Source organism: Paraburkholderia sp. FW306-2-2C-D06C, from assembly GCF_058781505.1.
Map to the genome: position 1 here is coordinate 159,332 of NZ_JBYSWU010000004.1, position 17,123 is coordinate 176,454.

The window sequence follows — 17,123 nt, forward strand, 5'->3', positions numbered from 1 at the left end:
CGGCCGGGTATCTGACACACGCCCGGCCGACCAGACTCAGGGGACGCCATGTCACTCGAACCCTTCATCGATTCGAAACCGTTCACTTTCGGTGTCGAACTCGAGATGCAGATCGTCAATACGCACGACTATGATCTGACCAAAGCCGGCTCGGATCTGCTGCGTCTCATCAAGGACGAAAAAATCCCCGGCAACATCACGCCGGAAATCACCGAAAGCATGATCGAGCTGTCGACCGGTATCTGCACGACGCATGAACAGGCCGTCGCCGATTTGCGCAAGATTCGCGACACCCTGGTCTCCGCGGCCGATCATCTGAACGTCGGCTTGTGCGGCGGCGGCACGCACGCGTTCCAGCAGTGGAGCGAACGGCAGATCGTCGATACGCCGCGTTTTCAGTACCTGTCCGAGTTGTACGGCTACCTTGCCAAACAGTTCACGGTGTTCGGCCAGCACGTGCACATCGGCTGCCCGGATCCAAATAGCGCGCTGTACCTGTTGCATTCGATGTCGCGCTTCATTCCGCACTTCATCGCGTTGTCCGCTTCATCGCCGTTCGTGCAAGGCGTCGATACCGGTTTTCATTCGGCACGCCTGAATTCGGTGTTCGCGTTTCCGCTGTCGGGCCGCGCACCGTTCGTGCTGACGTGGGACAGCTTCGAGGAATATTTCTCGAAGATGGTCCAGACGGGCGTGGTCAACAGCATGAAAGATTTTTACTGGGACATCCGGCCGAAGCCGGGTTTCGGCACGATCGAAGTGCGCGTGATGGATACGCCGTTGTCGGTGGATCGCGCCGCGGCGATCGCCTGCTACATCCAGACGCTCGCACGGCATCTGCTGCTCGACAAACCGCTGACGCCGAAGGAAGACGATTACCTCGTCTACACGTTCAACCGTTTCGAAGCGTGCCGCTTCGGTCTGGCCGGCACCTGCATCAATCCGCAAACGGGCGAACGCAAAACGATTTCCGAGGACATCCTCGAAACACTCGACCTGATCGCGCCGCATGCCGAGGCATTGGGCTCAGGTAACGCCCTCGCCGAGATCGGCGCAATCGCGCGCGGCCAGGTCAACGACGCGACATGGTTGCGCGGCGTTTTCGAACAGGAAAAATCGTTGCACGAGGCCGTGCGGCAACAGTGTTTGCAGTGGCGGGCCTAGCCGGAAGCCGCACTGCGTACGTTAAAACGTAAGGAAGACCCGCCTCGAGCGGGTTTTTTTGAAAATTTTATTTTCCAGCTCGGGGAGCCTTAGGTTTTTCCAAAGTTTACGTATACAAACGTAGTAGTAGTTAACAAGCATTGCATTGGCCTGTGGACAACTGAATAATTCCCTGCAAAGTCAAAGCACTGCGTAAACCATAACCGGTCTGATCAGACGTGCATCGGCGCCGGTAAGCGAGGACAACTTCGGCAGGGGCAGGTGAGGCGAGGGGGCTTATCAAGAATCGGCACACATGCAGTCCCCGGCGTTTTCCCATGGTTATCCACAGCTTGTGTTGGATAACTTAGCTGTACGATTCGCCGCTCTCGCATAGAATGTCGTTTTCGCCGCTTTGGCTTGCAAGGCGGTAATTTTTTGAGATAGTAGATTCCGTCTCGTCTGCAGTTGGGCGAGGCTACCCCACACAGGCTACGGGTGAGCTCGGCAGGCAATCTGCCGGCATCGCACGCATGCTGTAAATAAACCAATTGAAGATTATGAGCGAAGGCGTATACGGAGAACAGGCAACCGGGCGAGTGACCCACAGCCTATTGCGACTGAGCACGGCGATGCGAAGCCAGGCTTGGGAATGGGCGGAAGGCGCGGGTCTCACGCCGACTCAGGGCGAAATCCTGGTCTTGTTGATGCAGCGCAAGGGTCCGATGCGTCTCGGCGAAATCGCCCGTGAAACGGCCCTGACCGCCGCGACCACCAGCGATGCAGTGAGCACGCTGGAAACCAAGGGCCTGGTTGAAAAGCGCCGCGCTCTCGACGACGGCCGCGCCCTTGCGGTCCGTCTGACGGCGCGTGGCCGCACGGCCGCCAAGCGGGCCGCGCAATGGCCGGACTTCCTGGCCAAGGCAGTCGGCACGCTGCGCGACGAAGAGCAGGCGTTGTTCTATCGCACGCTGCTCAAGACCGTCCACCAGCTGGAAGCGCAAGGCAACATTCCGCCGCACCGCATGTGCCTGAGCTGCACGCACTTCGAGCCCAGCAAGAATCCGAAGAAGACGCCGCATTACTGCGCGCTGCTCGATCTGAACATGGCGGATACGGATCTGCGTCTCGATTGCTCGGTGCACGAAACCGCCGACGTCGCCACCCAGAAGAAGACCTGGAAGATCTTCGCCCAGTAAGGCGGCTTCTTCCGGCACAATCCGCTACACTGCGAAACCGTGCTCCGGCGGGAGGCATCTGCCGCCCGCCGGAGCGGTTCGCGCCGCGCGGCGGCAAGTCTTTGGTCAACCTGAAGGTGACAGGCTGATGAATCGCGAAGTTCTGGCCATTCGCCACGTGCACTTCGAGGATCTGGGCAGTCTTGAGCGGGTGCTCGGCGAGCGTGGCCGCCCGGTGCGTTATCTCGATGTCGGCTTTGCCCGTATCGAGGCGCCGAATCCGGTTGCGGCTTCGTTGATGGTGGTGCTGGGCGGCCCGATCAGCGCAACGGACGACGCGCTTTACCCGACGCTCGTGCCGCTCCTGTCGATGATCGAAAAGCGCATTGCCGCCGGTTTGCCGACGCTGGGCATCTGCCTCGGCGCTCAATTGATCGCGCGTGCGCTCGGTGCGCGCGTGTATCCCTCGGGCCATACTGAACTCGGCTGGACTCCGCTCACGCTCACCGATGCCGGCCGTGCTTCGCCGCTGCGTCATCTGGACGGCGCGCACACCTCCATGCTGCATTGGCACGGCGATACTTTCGATCTGCCCGAACACGCCACGCGTCTCGCGTCGACGCCCGCCTGCGAAAATCAGGCGTTCGCCTGGGGCGATCATGTGCTGGGCCTGCAATGTCATCCGGAGATTCGCGCCGATCGTTTCGAGCCATGGCTGATCGGCAATGCCGGCGAGCTTGCGGGCCACGGAATCGACGCGCGTCAATTGCGGGCCGAAACCGCGCAGTTCGGTCCGGGGCTGGAAGCCGCCGCGCGCCAGATGTTCAGCGAGTGGCTCGATCAGGTCGAGTCGAAGCCTTGAGTTGCGCGCGCCTGCAGTAAATCACCCGCGGTGCTATGCTCGACCGCTGTCGGGCTTTCACTGGGCGTAATCCATGAGCGCGCTTTTTTCTCCGCTCACGCTGCGTAGCGTGACGCTTCCCAATCGTATCGTCGTGTCCCCGATGTGCCAGTATTCCGCCGACCGTGGCGAGGCGACCGCGTGGCACATGATCCATCTCGGCAGTCTTGCTTTATCCGGTGCCGGCATGTTGTGCATCGAGGCGACCTCGGTCGAACCGGATGGCCGTATCACGCCGGGCGATCTCGGCTTGTGGGACGACGCCACCGAAGCCGCCCTGGTGCCGGTGCTGGCTGCGATTCGCAAGCATTCGCACATTCAGGTGGCAATGCAGCTGGCGCACGCAGGGCGCAAAGCGTCGAGTCACACGCCGTGGGAAGGCGGTCAGCTGATTCCGGTATCGCAAGGCGGCTGGCTGCCGCATGCGCCGTCGTCGTTGCCGCACAAGGCGGGTGAAGAGCCGCCGCTGGCGCTCGACATAGCGGGATTGAACCGGATCCGCGAAGCGTTCGCGGCCTCCGCGCGCCGCGCCGCGCGCCTCGGCGTCGATGCGTTGGAAGTGCATGCGGCGCACGGCTATCTGCTGCATCAGTTCCTGTCGCCGATCGCCAATCAGCGCGGCGACGACTTCGGCGGTTCGCTCGAAAACCGCATGCGCTTTCCGCTCGAGATCTTCGACATCGTGCGTGCCGCGTTTCCCGCCGACAAACCGGTTGGCGTGCGCGTGTCCGCAACCGACTGGGTCGAGGGCGGCTGGACGCTGGAAGACACGATCGTGTTCGCGCATGAGTTGGAAAAGCGCGGCTGCGACTGGATCGACGTGTCGTCCGGAGGCGTGTCGCCGTTGCAGAAGATTCCGCTCGAGCCGGGTTATCAGATACCGTTCGCGAAAGCCGTCAGACACGCAACCGGTCTCACCACCATCGGCGTGGGCTTGATCACCGATCCGCTGCACGCCGAGCAACTGATCGAAGCGGGCGACGCCGATCTGATTGCGCTTGCCCGCGGGCTGCTCTACAACCCGCGCTGGCCGTGGCACGCAGCGGCGCAGCTCGGCGCAACGGTCGAAGCGCCGCCGCAGTACTGGCGCTCGCAACCGCGTGACCAGAAGGCGCTGTTCGGCGACATTTCATTCGGACAACGGTGAAGCTGCCGGCGCGCCTCATGCGAGCACGTCTTATTGACGGTTGAAGGAAGCCGTCTTGAGCGTGTAGGATGCCGGTTGTGGCGCATGAGCGTCGCAGGTCGACGCGGCGCTCGCAAGGCGCCGCGTTTGCTATCCGCGTCAGAAAAAGCAGCGCGCTAGATGCGGGCATTTCTGGCGGCAGTCGGAACTTCACTCCCAGTTCTTCACAAGGATTCATTCAATGAGTTCACGCAGGATCGCCGTGCGCCGTTCGGGTGTGCACGGCAAAGGCGTGTTTGCCCTCGAACCGATCAAGGCCGGCGAGCGGCTGATCGAATACAAAGGCGAGCGGATCTCTTGGAAAGAAGCGTTGCGTCGCCATCCGCACAATCCGGATGAACCGAATCACACGTTCTATTTCGCGCTCGACAGCGGCAAGGTGATCGACGGCAAGGTGAACGGCAACAGTGCACGCTGGATCAATCACTCATGTGCGCCGAACTGCGAGGCCGAGGAGATCGACGGCCACGTGTACGTGCATGCGTTGCGCGATATTGCCGAGGGCGAGGAAGTCTTTTACGACTACGGCCTCGTGATCGATGCGCGTCAGACCAAAAAGCTCAAGAAGGAATATGAGTGCCGTTGCGGCGCGCGCAAGTGCCGCGGCACGATGCTGGCGCCGCCGGAGAAAGAGAAGGGTGCGGCCAAATCCGGGAAGTCCGCCAAGGCGGTGAAAAAGGCGAAGACGCCGGCGAAGAAAGAGAAGAAGAAATGAAACACGGGCTGCCTGCGGTGAACGAAGGCGGCCCGCTGATCACCATCCGTCACATATCGATCGGCGCCGAGTGCGCCGATTTTTTTGCCGGCAGACGCTTGTCGGTTTCGCGGGCGGCGTCCTGTTGAACGTTGGCCGGCACGAGGGGAATGCGCACGATAAAGCGCGCACCGCCGTCCGGCGCGTCTTCGTAATGCACGCTGCCGTGATGCAGCACCATGATGTCGTGGACGATCGCAAGGCCGAGACCGGCGCCGCCGTCCACGCCGTTGTCGCTCTGGCCGTCGCCGCGGAAGAACCGTTTGAACAGATCGGCTTGCTGCGTGAGCGGCACACCCGGGCCGTTGTCTTCGACAACGATCTCGGCCATGCGCAGTTCGTCGATCACCGTTTGCGAAACCGTCACGGTAACGCGGCCACCGTCGAAACGCGATGGCGGCACGTATTTCAGCGCGTTATCCAGCAGATTGGCGATCACTTCGTGCAGCAACACCGGATTGCCGCGCGCCATCAGCGGATGGTCGTTGGCCGGGTCGTCGAGACGTTGAAAGCCCAGGTCGACGTGGGATGCCAACGCGCGCGGCACCCATTCCGCGCCGGTGTCGAACGCGAGCGCGGCCATATCCACGGTGACGAAGCGGGCCGCCTGTTCGCTCGGCTCGGCGCGCGCGAGCGACAGCAACTGGTTCGACAGCCGCACCGCGCGGTCGGCTGCCGCACGCAGTTCGCGCACCGCGGCGAGCGTCTGCTGCGGGTCGCGCGCCACCGCTGCCTGTTCCGCATGCAGCTTGACGGCGGTAAGCGGCGTGCGCAGTTGATGCGCGGCGTCGGCGATAAATTTGCGCTGGCCGTCGAGTGCGGTGTTCAGACGACCGAGCAGCGCGTTCACCGCGCCGGTAAGCGGGCGGATTTCAACCGGCACAAAAGTCTCGTCGACCGGTTCGAGCGACGTGTGCGTTTGCCGGTTCAACGAATCCGCGAGATCGGTCAGCGGATTGAGCTGTTGATTGACGACGCGCCACACGATCACCCAGCCGGCGAGCAGCAGCAACATCAGCGGCATCATGATCGCGACCAGAAACTCGGCGGCGATGCGAAAACGATGATGCACCGGCTGACCGACTTCGACGATGATCGGATTGCCGGTCGGCTGATCGACACGCACCTGGGCCACCCGCACCGTGACGCCTTCGTGCTGCGTTTCGAATACGTACGCGTAATGCATGCGCCGCACGCTGGTGCCTTGCAGCGGAAGGTTGTGGTCGCCGGCGATTTCGGTTTCGCCGTTGCTGATCCGATAGACGAGGTGTTCGACCGGATCCGAGAACATGGCCTGCGCGAGCGGCGGTACCGTAATCGGCGCGTCGGGGCCGGCGATCTGGATCTGTTTGGAGATTGCGGTGGCAAGGTCGGCGAGCGAGCGGTCGACCACATGCTGCGTGTACTGCCACGCCAGCCAGTAAGCGATGAGGCCGCTCATCAGCGCGAGCAGCGAAAGGGGAGCGGCGAGGCGCCGCAGCAGCGTGCGGCGCAGACTATTGGCGGCCGGCTGGGGCATGATCGAACGCGCGGGAAAGAGGCAACGGCGAGAGCGCCGCGAAATGCCGCCGGATGCCGGCGAGTCGCGCACCTGGTGCGCGGCGCCGGCCCGGCGCCGTCAGGCCGCAACGAAGTGGGCGGCCTTCACGACGATTATGCGGCCTGGCGGATTTCCTGCAACAGGTAACCAAAGCCGCGCACCGTGACGATTTCGACACGGCAGTTCTCGAGCTTCTTGCGCACCCGGTGCACGTAGACTTCGATCGCGGTATCGCCGAGATCGCCGCCGAAGTGCGTCAGATGGTCTTGCAGCTGGGCTTTGCTGACCACGCGGCCGTGGCGCAGCAGCAGCATTTCGAGCACCGCGAATTCGCGCGGCGACAGCTCGAGCGGCTTGTCGTCGTTGAAGATGCGGCGATCGACGCCCGACAGGCGCACACCGCCCAGCGACACTTCCGGACGTGGCATGTCGCCGTGCGGACCGCTGCGGCGCATGACCGCGCGGATGCGCGCTTCGAGTTCGGCGGGTTCGAACGGCTTCAGCATGTAGTCGTCCGCGCCGGAATTCAGGCCTTGCACGCGGTCGTTCAACTCGTCGCGCGCGGTCAGGATGATCACCGGCGTGTGGCGATTGCTCTGACGGAAGCGCGACAGCAGCGTCATGCCGTCGATGCCGGGCAGACCCAGATCGAGGATCACGAGCTCGTGGCGGTTTTGTGTGAGGGCCTGTTCGGCGAAAATGCCGTCATGGACCATGTCGACCGTGAAGCCGGCTTGTTCGAGACTGCTTTGGATGCCGCGTGCGATGGGGCGGTCATCTTCGATCAGAAGGAGTCGCATGGATTTCGCTCAAGTACAATGGGTTAGGCGTTTTGGCAAGCGGTTCGCCGGGGCGCCTGCTACACAGCGGCGTGCGGCGTGACCGTGCCGGACCGGCATGAAACGGCCATCGAGCAGCCATAAAGCGGCCGTAGAGTGATCACGAAAGTCATGTCCGAGATAACGATTCACGAACTGGAAGCCGCGATCAACTTCTGGCGCGCCCGCTCACCTTCGAGCGGCGACGAACTCGTTTTGTGCAAGGAGGCAAGCGCGCTCTCCAAGCCGTACGCGCTGATGATTGTACAGCGTCAGCACGCGCTATCGCCGGATCGTTTGGACGGGATTGCGAGGCAGGCGTGGGATTCTTACGTGCGCCTTAAGAATGGCCTGTAGAACTGAAGGTTTTGGGGCCACATTGCCTGCAAAGCCCTTTCATTGCTGCTGAAGGCTTTTATGCGCAATGCGTGACTGCGCGTGAGCGCTCGTATCAGGCAAAAATGCTGTCGATAAATCGGGCCAGTTTGATGTCGCGCTCGGTCAAGCCGTTTGCATCGTGCGTGGACAGCGTGATCTCCACCTTGTTGTAGACGTTGAACCATTCCGGATGGTGATCCATTTCCTGCGCCTTGATCGCCACGCGCGTCATGAAGCCGAACGCTTCGTTGAAGTCGGCGAACCTGAACTGGCGCTGGATCGCGTCGCGGCCTGCCACGGCCTGCCAGCCATGCAATTGCGCGACCAGGGTCGCGCGCTCTTCGGAAGTCAGTTTGTGAATCATGGTGCTACCTCGTTGATCTGGACAGGCGCGCCGGTGGGCGCGCGCATCCGTTATTTTTTCACGGATGCGGCAAGCCCGCAGTCAGCCGGTTCAGCTTGCGCCGTCAGATATCGCCGTCGGCTTGCCAGCCTTCCTGCGAGCCGCGCGTGATGACCTGATCACGCGCGAACACGTCGCCTGCCGCGAACGCCGGTTCGGCAGCCAGCCTTGCCAGTAGTGGGGCGAAATCGGTTTGCGCGACACCGAACAATTGCGCGAAGTCGTCGATCACGAAATAGGTCTTCTGGAACGTATCGATGCGGTAACGGGTGCGCATCACACGTTCGAGGTCGAAGCCGAGCCGGTTCGGCGCCGCGCTACGCTGGCTGTAGAGCGTTTCGCCCTTGCTCGACACGATGCCCGCGCCATAGATCTTCACGCCGTTTGGACTCGCCGCGTCGCGGAGCAGGCCGAATTCGACCGTGTACCAGTAGAGCCGGGCGAGCAGCGGCAACGCGCCGGCGTCATGGGCGGCGAGCGCGGCGCGGCCGTAGGCGTGCATGTAATCGGCGAACGCCGGATTGATCAGCAGCGGCACGTGGCCGAACAGATCGTGGAAGCAGTCCGGCTCTTGCAGGTAATCGAGCTGGTCCGGGCGGCGCATCCACCATGTCACGGGAAATCGGCGGTTGGCGAGGTGCTCGAAGAACACCTGATCGGGCACGAGCCCGGGCACGGCGACGATTTGCCAGCCGGTCGCGGGTGTGAGCTTCGCGTTGATTTCGTCGAATGAGGGCACGTGGTCGGGCGGCATACCGATGCGCTCGACGCCCGCCAGAAACTCGTCGCACACCCGGCCTTTGAGCAGCGCGGTCTGGCGCGCGTTAAGCTGTTGCCACACCGCGTGATCGACCGCGCCGTAACGATCGGCAGGCTGGTCGATGGTGAAATCGGCGCGGGTTTCGAGGCCGGCGTCGAATTGTTCTTTCAGTTTGGCGGTGTTCTCTGTGGACATGATGCTGCGCTCTACGTGACTGCGAGGTTGAATCGATGATGCAAGTGTAGAGCGGAGCGTGCGCGGAAAGGGCGCAATGATGGCGTTTATCTGGCTTTATATGCAATAATCGTGCATGTAATCACGATTTAATGCGGATACCGATCATGTTGGAACTGGATCACTTCGATCTCGCGTTGCTGAATGTACTGCAGCGCTTTGGGCGCGCCACGCATCAGCAACTGGCCGAGCAGGTGCCGCTGTCGCCGTCGCAGATCGGGCGGCGTTTGCAGCGGCTGGAGCAGGTGGGCGTGGTGGATGGATATCGCGTCGTGCTGCGCCCGGAGAAGCTCGGGCTCGGCGTGACGGCTTTTACGAGTCTGAAGTTGAAGCATCACGGCGATTCGATCATCGAGCAGTTCCAGCAGCAGATCGACGTGCTGCCCGAAGTGCTCGAATGTCACGCGGTGGTCGGCGACGCCGATTATCTGCTGCGCATTGTCGCGCCGGATCTCAATGCGCTGTCCACATTCGTGATGAAGAAGCTGATGCGTGTACCGGGCGTCGATAGCGTGCGCTCGAATATCGTGCTGACCACCTTCAAGCGCAACGGACCCCTGCCGCTGGGTCATCTATCGCCGGGCGCGAGCGCCGCGTGATCGGCGGGTTTTACGGCGGATTTCACTGCGGGTTTTACGGCGGATTTCACTGCGGCCGGCGGCGGTGAAGATTTATGCCGCCTGTTTCGGCTCGCCGCCCGCGTTGAGCAAATCGACGTAGGCTACCGCCACCAGATCCGATTCCGGCACGCCGAGGCTCGCGAACATCGCATGCGCTTCGGCGTGGCCGCCTTCTTCGTCGTCATCCTGGGCGAGCACGACTTCGAGTTCGACGAAGTCGCCGAGGCCGTCCACGCGGTCCAGATGAATCCGCGTACGTCCGGTCAGATACACGTGGCGTTCCTTCGTGACGATGCCGCGCGTGGTCAACGCGGTGGCGAGCAATGCGTGCATCGCTTCGGCATTGGTCACGGGGCTGCGCGTGTAGTACGACGCCTTCGGGCCGTCGCGGTCGTCGCGCTGATAGAAGATCAGTTCGGCCGGCGTGCCGTCGTCGAATTGGCGCAGCTTCAGACGGCCGCGCGGCACATCGTAGAAGAAGTCCTGCTGGCGGAAGATCAGCGGCGCCTCCGGCGCAAGCTGCGCGGCGCGTTCGCGCAGTTGCTCGAAATGCTGGGCGCGGGCTTTGATTTCAATGTTGCGTGCCATGTCAGGCTCCTGTCGAAGGATGGAGTGATCGGCGGCTTCCAGTGTCGCCGGGGTGAAGCTGCCGGGAAGGACAAAGTCAAACGGAACGGAAAACGCTGCGAGGCCGGCGCGTGGGCGCAAACCCTCAATCTAACAAAAAGCGCGTGACGGTGTGGTTTCAGCTGAAGGCGCCTGCTCAGGGGGCTATTGTCCGCGCGGTGCGAGGCTGTCATGAGAGCGGCTCATATCGCGCTCACGCTGCTTCTACGTTGCCCATTGCCGCTCGATCAGCTTCAACGCGGCCGCTATCGCCGGCTCGTCTTTGCGTGCGGCGAGCGTGATGAAGCTGAGCTGGGTCGGCACGGTGACGCCCTCGACGATCGTCAACGCGTGCGCATGAGCTTCGGCGATCGCGGTGGCGTCCCGCGCGAGCGTGAGACCGACGCCTGATTTGACCAGATCGAGCATCGACGGCTCCTGATCCACTTCCGCCACCTTAACCGGTTTTACGCCTGCTTCGGCGAAGAGCCGCGACAACAATCTATTGTGCGCGGAGGCCGGCGGCGTCCAGATCCACGGCAGCGCGGCGAGCGAGCGCCAGTCGCGCGCGCCTTTCACGCGATCTTTCCAGCCGGCCGGCGCCAGCACGCGGTACTGGAAGTGCGTGAGCGTGACGGCGTGGAAGGCGGCGCCATCGCGCGTATCGTCGTCGGAGGGCTGACCGATGTAGTAGCCGACGTCCAGCTCGCCCGCGCGAACCTGCTCCAGCACCCAACCCGACATGCCGTGGCGCAAGGCCGTTTCGATGTGCGGCCAGGTTTCCACCAGCTGCTTGAGAAAACCGCCCAGGCGCAGAAAGGCCGGATCGAGAATCGTGCCGATCCGCAATCGTCCGCGCACTTCTTGACGCAGCGACGCCGCGGCGCGCTGCACGTCGCTGGCCGCACCGAGCGCGCGTTCGGCGTGCGGCAGCAGCGCCTGGCCGTCGCGAGTCAGCGAGAGCCCGTGCGAGGTCCGCGTGAACAGCGTCACGCCGAGCGTCTCCTGCAAGTGCTTGATTTGCAGGCTGACGGCCGGTTGGGTCAAATGAAGCTGCGCTGCAGCACGCGTGAGGTTGCCCTCGCGCGCGACGGTGACGAATGCCCGGAGCAGAATCAGATCCATATCCTGATATTAGCGCGGCTTATAGCGCAGTTGAGCATTACTCATTGGATTTGTGGCCCCGAAGCGCCGTAATCTTTGGCTCATCGCACTGTTTGCGGCAGGCGAACAACTTCACAGGACGAGGGAAAAAAATGAGCGAGACATATCAGGACGAGACGCTTCGGAGCGAGACGAGCGCACGCGCGCTGACTCATTTCATCAACGGCAAGACGACCGAGGGCACGAGCGGGCGTTTCGGCGACGTCTTCAATCCGGCGGTTGGCAATGTGAGCGCGCGCGTACCGCTGGCGAGCGTCGCCGAAGTGGATGCCGCCGTCGCCGCCGCCAAGGCTGCCTTTCCCGCCTGGAGCGAAACGGCGCCAATCAAGCGGGCGCGCGTGTTATTCAAATTCAAGGAATTGCTCGATCGTCATCACGACGAACTCGCCGAACTGATTACGCGCGAGCACGGCAAGGTGTTTTCAGACGCGAAGGGCGAAGTGATGCGCGGCATCGAAATCGTCGAGTTCGCGTGCGGTATTCCGAATCTGCTGAAGACCGACTTTACCGACCAGATTGGCGGCGGCATCGACAACTGGAATTTGCGTCAGCCGCTGGGTGTCGTCGCCGGCATTACGCCGTTCAATTTCCCGATGATGGTGCCGTGCTGGATGTTCCCGGTGGCGATCGCATGCGGCAACACGTTCGTGCTGAAGCCGTCCGAGCGCGATCCGTCAGCATCGAACCGGCTGGCTGAATTGTTGAGAGAAGCCGGTTTGCCGGATGGCGTGTTCAACGTCGTGCATGGCGACAAGGTTGCGGTCGATGCGTTGCTTGCGCATCCGGACGTGAGCGCGTTGTCGTTCGTCGGCTCGACGCCGATTGCCGAGTACATCTACACCGAAGGCACGAAACGCGGCAAGCGCGTACAGGCTTTGGGCGGTGCGAAGAATCATCTGGTGGTGATGCCGGATGCGGATCTCGACCAGGCCGTCGACGCGTTGATCGGCGCTGCGTATGGTTCCGCTGGCGAGCGCTGCATGGCGATTTCGGTGGCCGTTGCGGTCGGGCATATCGCCGATGCGTTGATCGAGCGCCTGACGCCGCGGGTGAAGGGCCTGAAGATTCTCAACGGCATGGAATCGGAAGCCGAGATGGGGCCGTTGGTGACGGCGGCGCATCGGGAGAAGGTGACTGGATATATCGAGGCCGGGGTGGCTGCCGGCGCGAAGCTGGTGGTCGATGGACGTGGGCATCAGGTGGCCGGTCATGAGAAGGGTTTCTTTCTCGGCGGCACCTTGTTCGACGATGTTTCCACGGACATGAAGATTTACCGCGAAGAGATTTTCGGACCCGTGTTGTGTGTGGTGCGGGTGCCCGACTTTGCTTCCGCGGTGGAACTCATCAACGCGAATGAGTTCGCTAATGGGGTCGCGTTGTTTACCTCCGATGGCGGCGTTGCCCGGGCGTTTTCGCGGCAGATCCAGATCGGTATGGTCGGGATTAATGTGCCTATTCCCGTGCCGATGGCCTGGCATTCTTTTGGTGGATGGAAGAGGTCTCTATTTGGTGATCACCATGCCTATGGGGAAGAGGGGGTTCGGTTTTATACGAGGTATAAGAGCATCATGCAGAGGTGGCCCGATAGTATCGGGAAGGGGGCTGAGTTCACCATGCCTGTAGCCAAGTAATTTTTTGCCTCCGCGGCGCTATGGTTTGTTCGCCTATGGCGTTGACCTTTCCTTGCTTTGTTGTTGGTTCATGAGTGTCGCCCCGCAAGAGGTAACGCCGATGAACCAAAAAGAAAGGAAAGGCCAACGCCATAGGCACAGAGACAACCAGGCAGCCAGGCCGCCGGGCAGCAAAAAAGCTTAGGAGACAAAATGATGACCACAACAAAAACCACCCGTCGCGTGGAAGGCGAATTCGACTACATCATAGTCGGCGCCGGCACGGCAGGTTGCGTGTTAGCCAACCGCCTGACCGAGGACCCGGAAATACAGGTTCTCCTATTGGAAGCCGGCGGCAAAGACGACTACCACTGGATCCACGTGCCGGTAGGCTACCTCTACTGCATAGGCAACCCTCGCACAGACTGGCTCTATAAAACCCAACCGGAACCTGGCCTGAACGGCCGCTCCCTGTCATATCCGAGAGGCAGGGTATTAGGCGGCAGCTCATCGATAAACGGCATGATCTACATGCGCGGTCAGCGCGAGGACTACGATGAATGGGCTCGGGTCACCAACGACGCCTCCTGGTCCTGGACCTCGGTGCTCCCCATCTTCAAACGCAGCGAAGACCACTACGCCGGCGCGTCCGAATCGCATGGAGCAGGCGGCCCATGGCGCGTCGAAAAACAACGCCTCAAATGGAAAATTCTCGAAGAGTTCTCGAAAGCCGCGCAGCAAACCGGCATCCCCGCCACCGATGACTTCAACCGCGGCGACAACACCGGCGTCGGCTACTTCGACGTCAATCAGAAACGCGGCATCCGTTGGAACGCATCGAAAGCATTCCTGCGTCCGGCGCTCAAGCGTCCGAATCTCACCATCATCACCGGTGCACACACGCAACGCGTCGTGTTCGAAGGACGCCGCTGCACCGGCGTCGAATATCGCGGCGATAACACGGACTATCTGGCCAAGGCCCGCTGTGAGGTGATCCTCAGCTCAGGCGCAGTCAACTCGCCGCAATTGCTGGAATTGTCCGGCATCGGCAACGGCGCACGTCTGCAGAATCTGGGCATCGACGTCGTCAAGGATCTGCGTGGTGTCGGCGAAAATCTGCAGGACCATTTGCAGTTGCGCATGGCCTACAAGGTCGACGGCGTGCGTACGCTCAACACCGCGTCCGCGCATTGGTGGGGCAAGCTCATGATCGGAATGCAGTACGCACTCTTTCAAAGCGGTCCCATGTCGATGTCGCCGTCGCAACTCGGTGCGTTCGCCAAATCCGATCCGGACGATCGCTCGCTCACGCGCCCCGACCTCGAATACCACGTGCAGCCGCTTTCGCTCGATCGTTTCGGCGAACCGCTGCATCGCTTCAACGCGTTCACCGCGTCGGTGTGCCAGTTGCGACCGACTTCGCGCGGCAGCATTCACATCGAGTCGGCCGATCCTTCTGCGCCGCCGTTGATCGCGCCGAACTATTTGTCGACCGATTACGACCGGCACGTCGCCGCCAACGCGCTGCGTCTCACGCGCCGCATCGCCGCGGCGCCTGCTCTCGCGCGCTATCGGCCGCAAGAGATCTTGCCCGGCGTCCAGTTTCAGACCGAAGAGGAGCTTCAGCAGGCCGCGGGCGCGGTCGGGACGACCATCTTTCACCCGGTCGGTACCTGCCGCATGGGTTTGAGCGACGATCCGGACGCCGTGGTCGACAACCGGTTACGAGTAATCGGTGTTGACGGTCTGCGCGTTGTCGATGCATCAGTCATGCCCGCTATCACGTCGGGCAACACCAACTCGCCGACCCTGATGATCGCCGAGCGCGCCAGCGACATGATCCGCGAGGATCGTCGCAGCCGCGTGGCCGGCAATGCTGTAACGCAGACGAACGCTTCGCCTTCGATGTCCGCGGTGTGACAATCAATAAGAGCCCAATAAGAGATCCCGCAAGACAACCAGGGGCGACAGCGAGCATGGCGGCGAGGCGCCGCGAAGCCGCCGCGGGCCTCAGCGGCCCCTCGCGCGTGCATAAAACGGGCGCCGCCCACTAAGTGCAAATCCCAATGAATGCGCTGCATCATTGGCGCGACAATGGCACCCATGCTGCGTGTGGCGCCATGGATTACCGTCCGGATTGGTGCAGCACGCCAACGAGCGGCACGGGGTTGCCGCCGTCATCAAACGTCGCGCAGCGGTTCGCGCGGAAGATCGTAGTGCTTCGCCTTACTCCGTATGGAAGGGAACATGATTCTCGGCGATACGATTCTCGAAACACGCGGCCTCACCCGCGAGTTCAAAGGCTTCATCGCCGTGAACGGGGTGAATCTGCGCGTGCGCCGTGGCTCGATCCATGCGCTGATCGGCCCAAATGGAGCGGGCAAGACCACCTGCTTCAATCTGCTCACCAAATTCCTCGAACCGACGGCGGGTCAGATCGTCTTTAACGGCATCGATATCACCAACGAACGGCCGGCGCAGATCGCACGGCGCGGCATCATCCGGTCGTTCCAGATTTCCGCCGTATTTCCACATCTGACAGCATTGCAGAACGTGCGTATCGGTCTGCAACGCGTGCTCGGCACCGCGTTTCATTTCTGGAAAAGCGAGCGTACGCTGCGCCAACTCGACGACCGCGCCATGGACTTGCTCACGCAGGTCGGATTGACCGATTTCGCCGACGTGCTGACAGTAGAACTGTCCTATGGCCGCAAGCGGGCGCTGGAGATCGCCACTACGCTCGCGATGGAACCGGAATTGATGCTGCTCGACGAGCCTACGCAAGGCATGGGCCATGAAGACGTCGATCGCGTCACGGCGTTGATCAAAAAAGTATCGAGCGGCCGCACCATTCTGATGGTCGAGCACAACATGAACGTGATTGCCGGCATTTCCGACACAATTACCGTGCTGCAACGTGGTGAAGTGCTCGCCGAAGGCAGCTACGCCGAAGTCTCGAAGAATCCGCTCGTGATGCAAGCCTACATGGGCAGCGCCGACGCGGCGCTCGCCGGAGCCCACGCATGAATACGATTGCCGAGCGCGAAAGCCTCGAAGTGAGCGACACAGCCGGCGGCGCGCCTGCGCTGGAAATTGCGGGTCTGCAAGCGTGGTACGGGGAATCCCACATCCTGCACGGCGTCGACCTGACGGTGAACCGTGGGGAAGTCGTCACGCTGCTCGGCCGCAACGGCGCGGGCCGCACTACGACGCTGCGCGCGATCATGGGGCTCACTGGCCGCCGCACCGGCTCGATCCGCATCGGCGGGCGCGAAACCATCCATCTGCCCACGCATCGCATTGCGCATTGCGGCATCGGTTATTGCCCGGAAGAGCGCGGGATTTTTTCGAGCCTGTCGTGTGAGGAAAACCTGCTGCTGCCGCCGCCCGTCGGCGACAAGGCGCACATGATGTCGCTCGAAGAAATCTATTCGATGTTTCCGAACCTGTACGAACGCCGCATGAGCCAGGGCACGCGTCTGTCGGGCGGCGAGCAGCAGATGCTGGCGGTCGCACGCATTCTGCGCACCGGCGCGAGCCTCCTTTTGCTCGACGAAATCTCGGAAGGCCTTGCGCCCGTCATCGTGCAAGCACTCGCGCGCATGATCGTCACGCTCAAGGGGCGCGGCTACACGGTCGTGATGGTCGAACAGAATTTCCGCTTTGCCGCGCCGCTCGCCGATCGTTTCTACGTGATGGAGCATGGCGGCATCGTCGAACACTTCGAGGCCAGCGAACTCGAAAGCAAGATGCCGGTACTGCACGATCTACTGGGCGTATAAAAAAGCGTCCGATTGCCTCTGATAACCACAAGCCAGGAAACCAGGA

The 17,123-nt window shown here is 62.0% G+C and carries 17 protein-coding genes; 11 read left to right on the forward strand and 6 right to left on the reverse strand.

Annotation, left to right across the window (positions count from 1 at the left end; all coding sequences use genetic code 11):
* Nucleotides 1-48: 48 nt before the first annotated feature.
* The 5 genes from AC3WLT_RS04785 to AC3WLT_RS04805 all read left to right on the forward strand — a co-directional run bounded on the left by AC3WLT_RS04785 (nt 49) and on the right by AC3WLT_RS04805 (nt 5,123).
* A complete protein-coding gene (locus AC3WLT_RS04785; protein ID WP_492590768.1) occupies nt 49-1,164 on the forward strand; it encodes a YbdK family carboxylate-amine ligase in 1,116 nt (371 codons plus the stop codon).
* A 539-nt stretch (nt 1,165-1,703) separates the two neighbouring features.
* Entirely contained in the window at nt 1,704-2,342 is a 639-nt protein-coding gene (locus tag AC3WLT_RS04790; protein ID WP_492590769.1) for a MarR family winged helix-turn-helix transcriptional regulator, read from the forward strand.
* A gap of 127 nt (nt 2,343-2,469) precedes the next feature.
* Complete coding sequence (locus AC3WLT_RS04795) at nt 2,470-3,183, forward strand: glutamine amidotransferase (RefSeq protein WP_492590770.1); 714 nt, start codon at nt 2,470-2,472, stop codon at nt 3,181-3,183.
* Nucleotides 3,184-3,256: 73 nt separating this feature from the next.
* Complete coding sequence (locus AC3WLT_RS04800) at nt 3,257-4,369, forward strand: NADH:flavin oxidoreductase/NADH oxidase (RefSeq protein WP_492590771.1); 1,113 nt, start codon at nt 3,257-3,259, stop codon at nt 4,367-4,369.
* Nucleotides 4,370-4,589: 220 nt separating this feature from the next.
* Nucleotides 4,590-5,123 carry an SET domain-containing protein gene (locus AC3WLT_RS04805; RefSeq protein ID WP_492590772.1) on the forward strand — a complete coding sequence of 178 codons (534 nt, stop codon included), beginning with the start codon at nt 4,590-4,592 and terminating at the stop codon, nt 5,121-5,123.
* A 49-nt stretch (nt 5,124-5,172) separates the two neighbouring features.
* On the opposite strand, the gene AC3WLT_RS04810 is transcribed toward AC3WLT_RS04805, so the two are convergent.
* Both AC3WLT_RS04810 and AC3WLT_RS04815 read right to left on the reverse strand, forming a co-directional pair.
* Nucleotides 5,173-6,681 (reverse strand): ATP-binding protein, encoded by a 1,509-nt coding sequence (locus tag AC3WLT_RS04810; protein WP_492590773.1) that lies wholly within the window; start codon nt 6,679-6,681, stop codon nt 5,173-5,175.
* Between the two features lie 134 nt (nt 6,682-6,815).
* A complete protein-coding gene (locus tag AC3WLT_RS04815; RefSeq protein ID WP_013090980.1) occupies nt 6,816-7,502 on the reverse strand; it encodes a response regulator in 687 nt (228 codons plus the stop codon).
* A 150-nt stretch (nt 7,503-7,652) separates the two neighbouring features.
* Between AC3WLT_RS04815 and AC3WLT_RS04820 the strand changes: the two genes are divergently transcribed.
* Nucleotides 7,653-7,877, forward strand: coding sequence for a DUF3717 domain-containing protein (locus AC3WLT_RS04820; protein WP_115101765.1), 225 nt, complete (start codon nt 7,653-7,655; stop codon nt 7,875-7,877).
* Between the two features lie 94 nt (nt 7,878-7,971).
* Here the strand turns inward: AC3WLT_RS04820 and AC3WLT_RS04825 are convergent, their stop codons facing one another.
* The gene (locus tag AC3WLT_RS04825) at nt 7,972-8,316 is read right to left on the reverse strand and encodes a 4a-hydroxytetrahydrobiopterin dehydratase (RefSeq protein WP_492590825.1); all 345 of its coding nucleotides are present in this window, start codon (nt 8,314-8,316) and stop codon (nt 7,972-7,974) included.
* A 49-nt stretch (nt 8,317-8,365) separates the two neighbouring features.
* A complete protein-coding gene (gene phhA, locus AC3WLT_RS04830; protein WP_492590774.1) occupies nt 8,366-9,256 on the reverse strand; it encodes a phenylalanine 4-monooxygenase in 891 nt (296 codons plus the stop codon).
* Between the two features lie 146 nt (nt 9,257-9,402).
* Here phhA and AC3WLT_RS04835 point away from each other — a divergent pair, with 146 nt between their 5' ends.
* Nucleotides 9,403-9,894 carry an Lrp/AsnC family transcriptional regulator gene (locus tag AC3WLT_RS04835; RefSeq protein ID WP_492590775.1) on the forward strand — a complete coding sequence of 164 codons (492 nt, stop codon included), beginning with the start codon at nt 9,403-9,405 and terminating at the stop codon, nt 9,892-9,894.
* 72 nt (nt 9,895-9,966) lie between these two features.
* Here the strand turns inward: AC3WLT_RS04835 and AC3WLT_RS04840 are convergent, their stop codons facing one another.
* Together AC3WLT_RS04840 and AC3WLT_RS04845 are read right to left on the reverse strand one after the other, a co-directional pair.
* Entirely contained in the window at nt 9,967-10,503 is a 537-nt protein-coding gene (locus tag AC3WLT_RS04840) for a class IV adenylate cyclase (RefSeq protein WP_492590776.1), read from the reverse strand.
* Between the two features lie 243 nt (nt 10,504-10,746).
* The gene (locus AC3WLT_RS04845; RefSeq protein ID WP_492590777.1) at nt 10,747-11,646 is read right to left on the reverse strand and encodes a LysR family transcriptional regulator; all 900 of its coding nucleotides are present in this window, start codon (nt 11,644-11,646) and stop codon (nt 10,747-10,749) included.
* 131 nt (nt 11,647-11,777) lie between these two features.
* On the opposite strand from AC3WLT_RS04845, the gene AC3WLT_RS04850 reads away from it, so the two are divergent.
* From AC3WLT_RS04850 to AC3WLT_RS04865, 4 genes are all read left to right on the forward strand, one after another.
* Entirely contained in the window at nt 11,778-13,316 is a 1,539-nt protein-coding gene (locus AC3WLT_RS04850) for a CoA-acylating methylmalonate-semialdehyde dehydrogenase (RefSeq protein ID WP_492590778.1), read from the forward strand.
* Between the two features lie 192 nt (nt 13,317-13,508).
* Nucleotides 13,509-15,215, forward strand: a complete 1,707-nt coding sequence (locus tag AC3WLT_RS04855; RefSeq protein ID WP_492590779.1) for a GMC family oxidoreductase — start codon at nt 13,509-13,511, stop codon at nt 15,213-15,215.
* Between the two features lie 327 nt (nt 15,216-15,542).
* Entirely contained in the window at nt 15,543-16,322 is a 780-nt protein-coding gene (locus AC3WLT_RS04860; protein ID WP_097390772.1) for an ABC transporter ATP-binding protein, read from the forward strand.
* Complete coding sequence (locus tag AC3WLT_RS04865) at nt 16,319-17,077, forward strand: ABC transporter ATP-binding protein (RefSeq protein ID WP_492590780.1); 759 nt, start codon at nt 16,319-16,321, stop codon at nt 17,075-17,077. The genes AC3WLT_RS04860 and AC3WLT_RS04865 overlap by 4 nt, the downstream gene beginning before the upstream one ends.
* Nucleotides 17,078-17,123 lie beyond the last annotated feature (46 nt).

What these genes read in the sequence shown, in the direction of transcription:
- AC3WLT_RS04795 (WP_492590770.1), top strand. Translation starts at nt 2,470, where the DNA reads ATGAATCGCGAAGTTCTGGCCATTCGCCACGTGCACTTCGAGGATCTG.
- AC3WLT_RS04855 (WP_492590779.1), top strand. Translation starts at nt 13,509, where the DNA reads ATGATGACCACAACAAAAACCACCCGTCGCGTGGAAGGCGAATTCGAC.
- AC3WLT_RS04810 (WP_492590773.1), bottom strand. Translation starts at nt 6,681, where the DNA reads ATGCCCCAGCCGGCCGCCAATAGTCTGCGCCGCACGCTGCTGCGGCGC.
- AC3WLT_RS04820 (WP_115101765.1), top strand. Translation starts at nt 7,653, where the DNA reads ATGTCCGAGATAACGATTCACGAACTGGAAGCCGCGATCAACTTCTGG.
- AC3WLT_RS04845 (WP_492590777.1), bottom strand. Translation starts at nt 11,646, where the DNA reads ATGGATCTGATTCTGCTCCGGGCATTCGTCACCGTCGCGCGCGAGGGC.
- AC3WLT_RS04815 (WP_013090980.1), bottom strand. Translation starts at nt 7,502, where the DNA reads ATGCGACTCCTTCTGATCGAAGATGACCGCCCCATCGCACGCGGCATC.
- phhA (WP_492590774.1), bottom strand. Translation starts at nt 9,256, where the DNA reads ATGTCCACAGAGAACACCGCCAAACTGAAAGAACAATTCGACGCCGGC.
- AC3WLT_RS04850 (WP_492590778.1), top strand. Translation starts at nt 11,778, where the DNA reads ATGAGCGAGACATATCAGGACGAGACGCTTCGGAGCGAGACGAGCGCA.
- AC3WLT_RS04860 (WP_097390772.1), top strand. Translation starts at nt 15,543, where the DNA reads ATGATTCTCGGCGATACGATTCTCGAAACACGCGGCCTCACCCGCGAG.
- AC3WLT_RS04805 (WP_492590772.1), top strand. Translation starts at nt 4,590, where the DNA reads ATGAGTTCACGCAGGATCGCCGTGCGCCGTTCGGGTGTGCACGGCAAA.
- AC3WLT_RS04785 (WP_492590768.1), top strand. Translation starts at nt 49, where the DNA reads ATGTCACTCGAACCCTTCATCGATTCGAAACCGTTCACTTTCGGTGTC.
- AC3WLT_RS04800 (WP_492590771.1), top strand. Translation starts at nt 3,257, where the DNA reads ATGAGCGCGCTTTTTTCTCCGCTCACGCTGCGTAGCGTGACGCTTCCC.
- AC3WLT_RS04790 (WP_492590769.1), top strand. Translation starts at nt 1,704, where the DNA reads ATGAGCGAAGGCGTATACGGAGAACAGGCAACCGGGCGAGTGACCCAC.
- AC3WLT_RS04865 (WP_492590780.1), top strand. Translation starts at nt 16,319, where the DNA reads ATGAATACGATTGCCGAGCGCGAAAGCCTCGAAGTGAGCGACACAGCC.
- AC3WLT_RS04835 (WP_492590775.1), top strand. Translation starts at nt 9,403, where the DNA reads ATGTTGGAACTGGATCACTTCGATCTCGCGTTGCTGAATGTACTGCAG.
- AC3WLT_RS04840 (WP_492590776.1), bottom strand. Translation starts at nt 10,503, where the DNA reads ATGGCACGCAACATTGAAATCAAAGCCCGCGCCCAGCATTTCGAGCAA.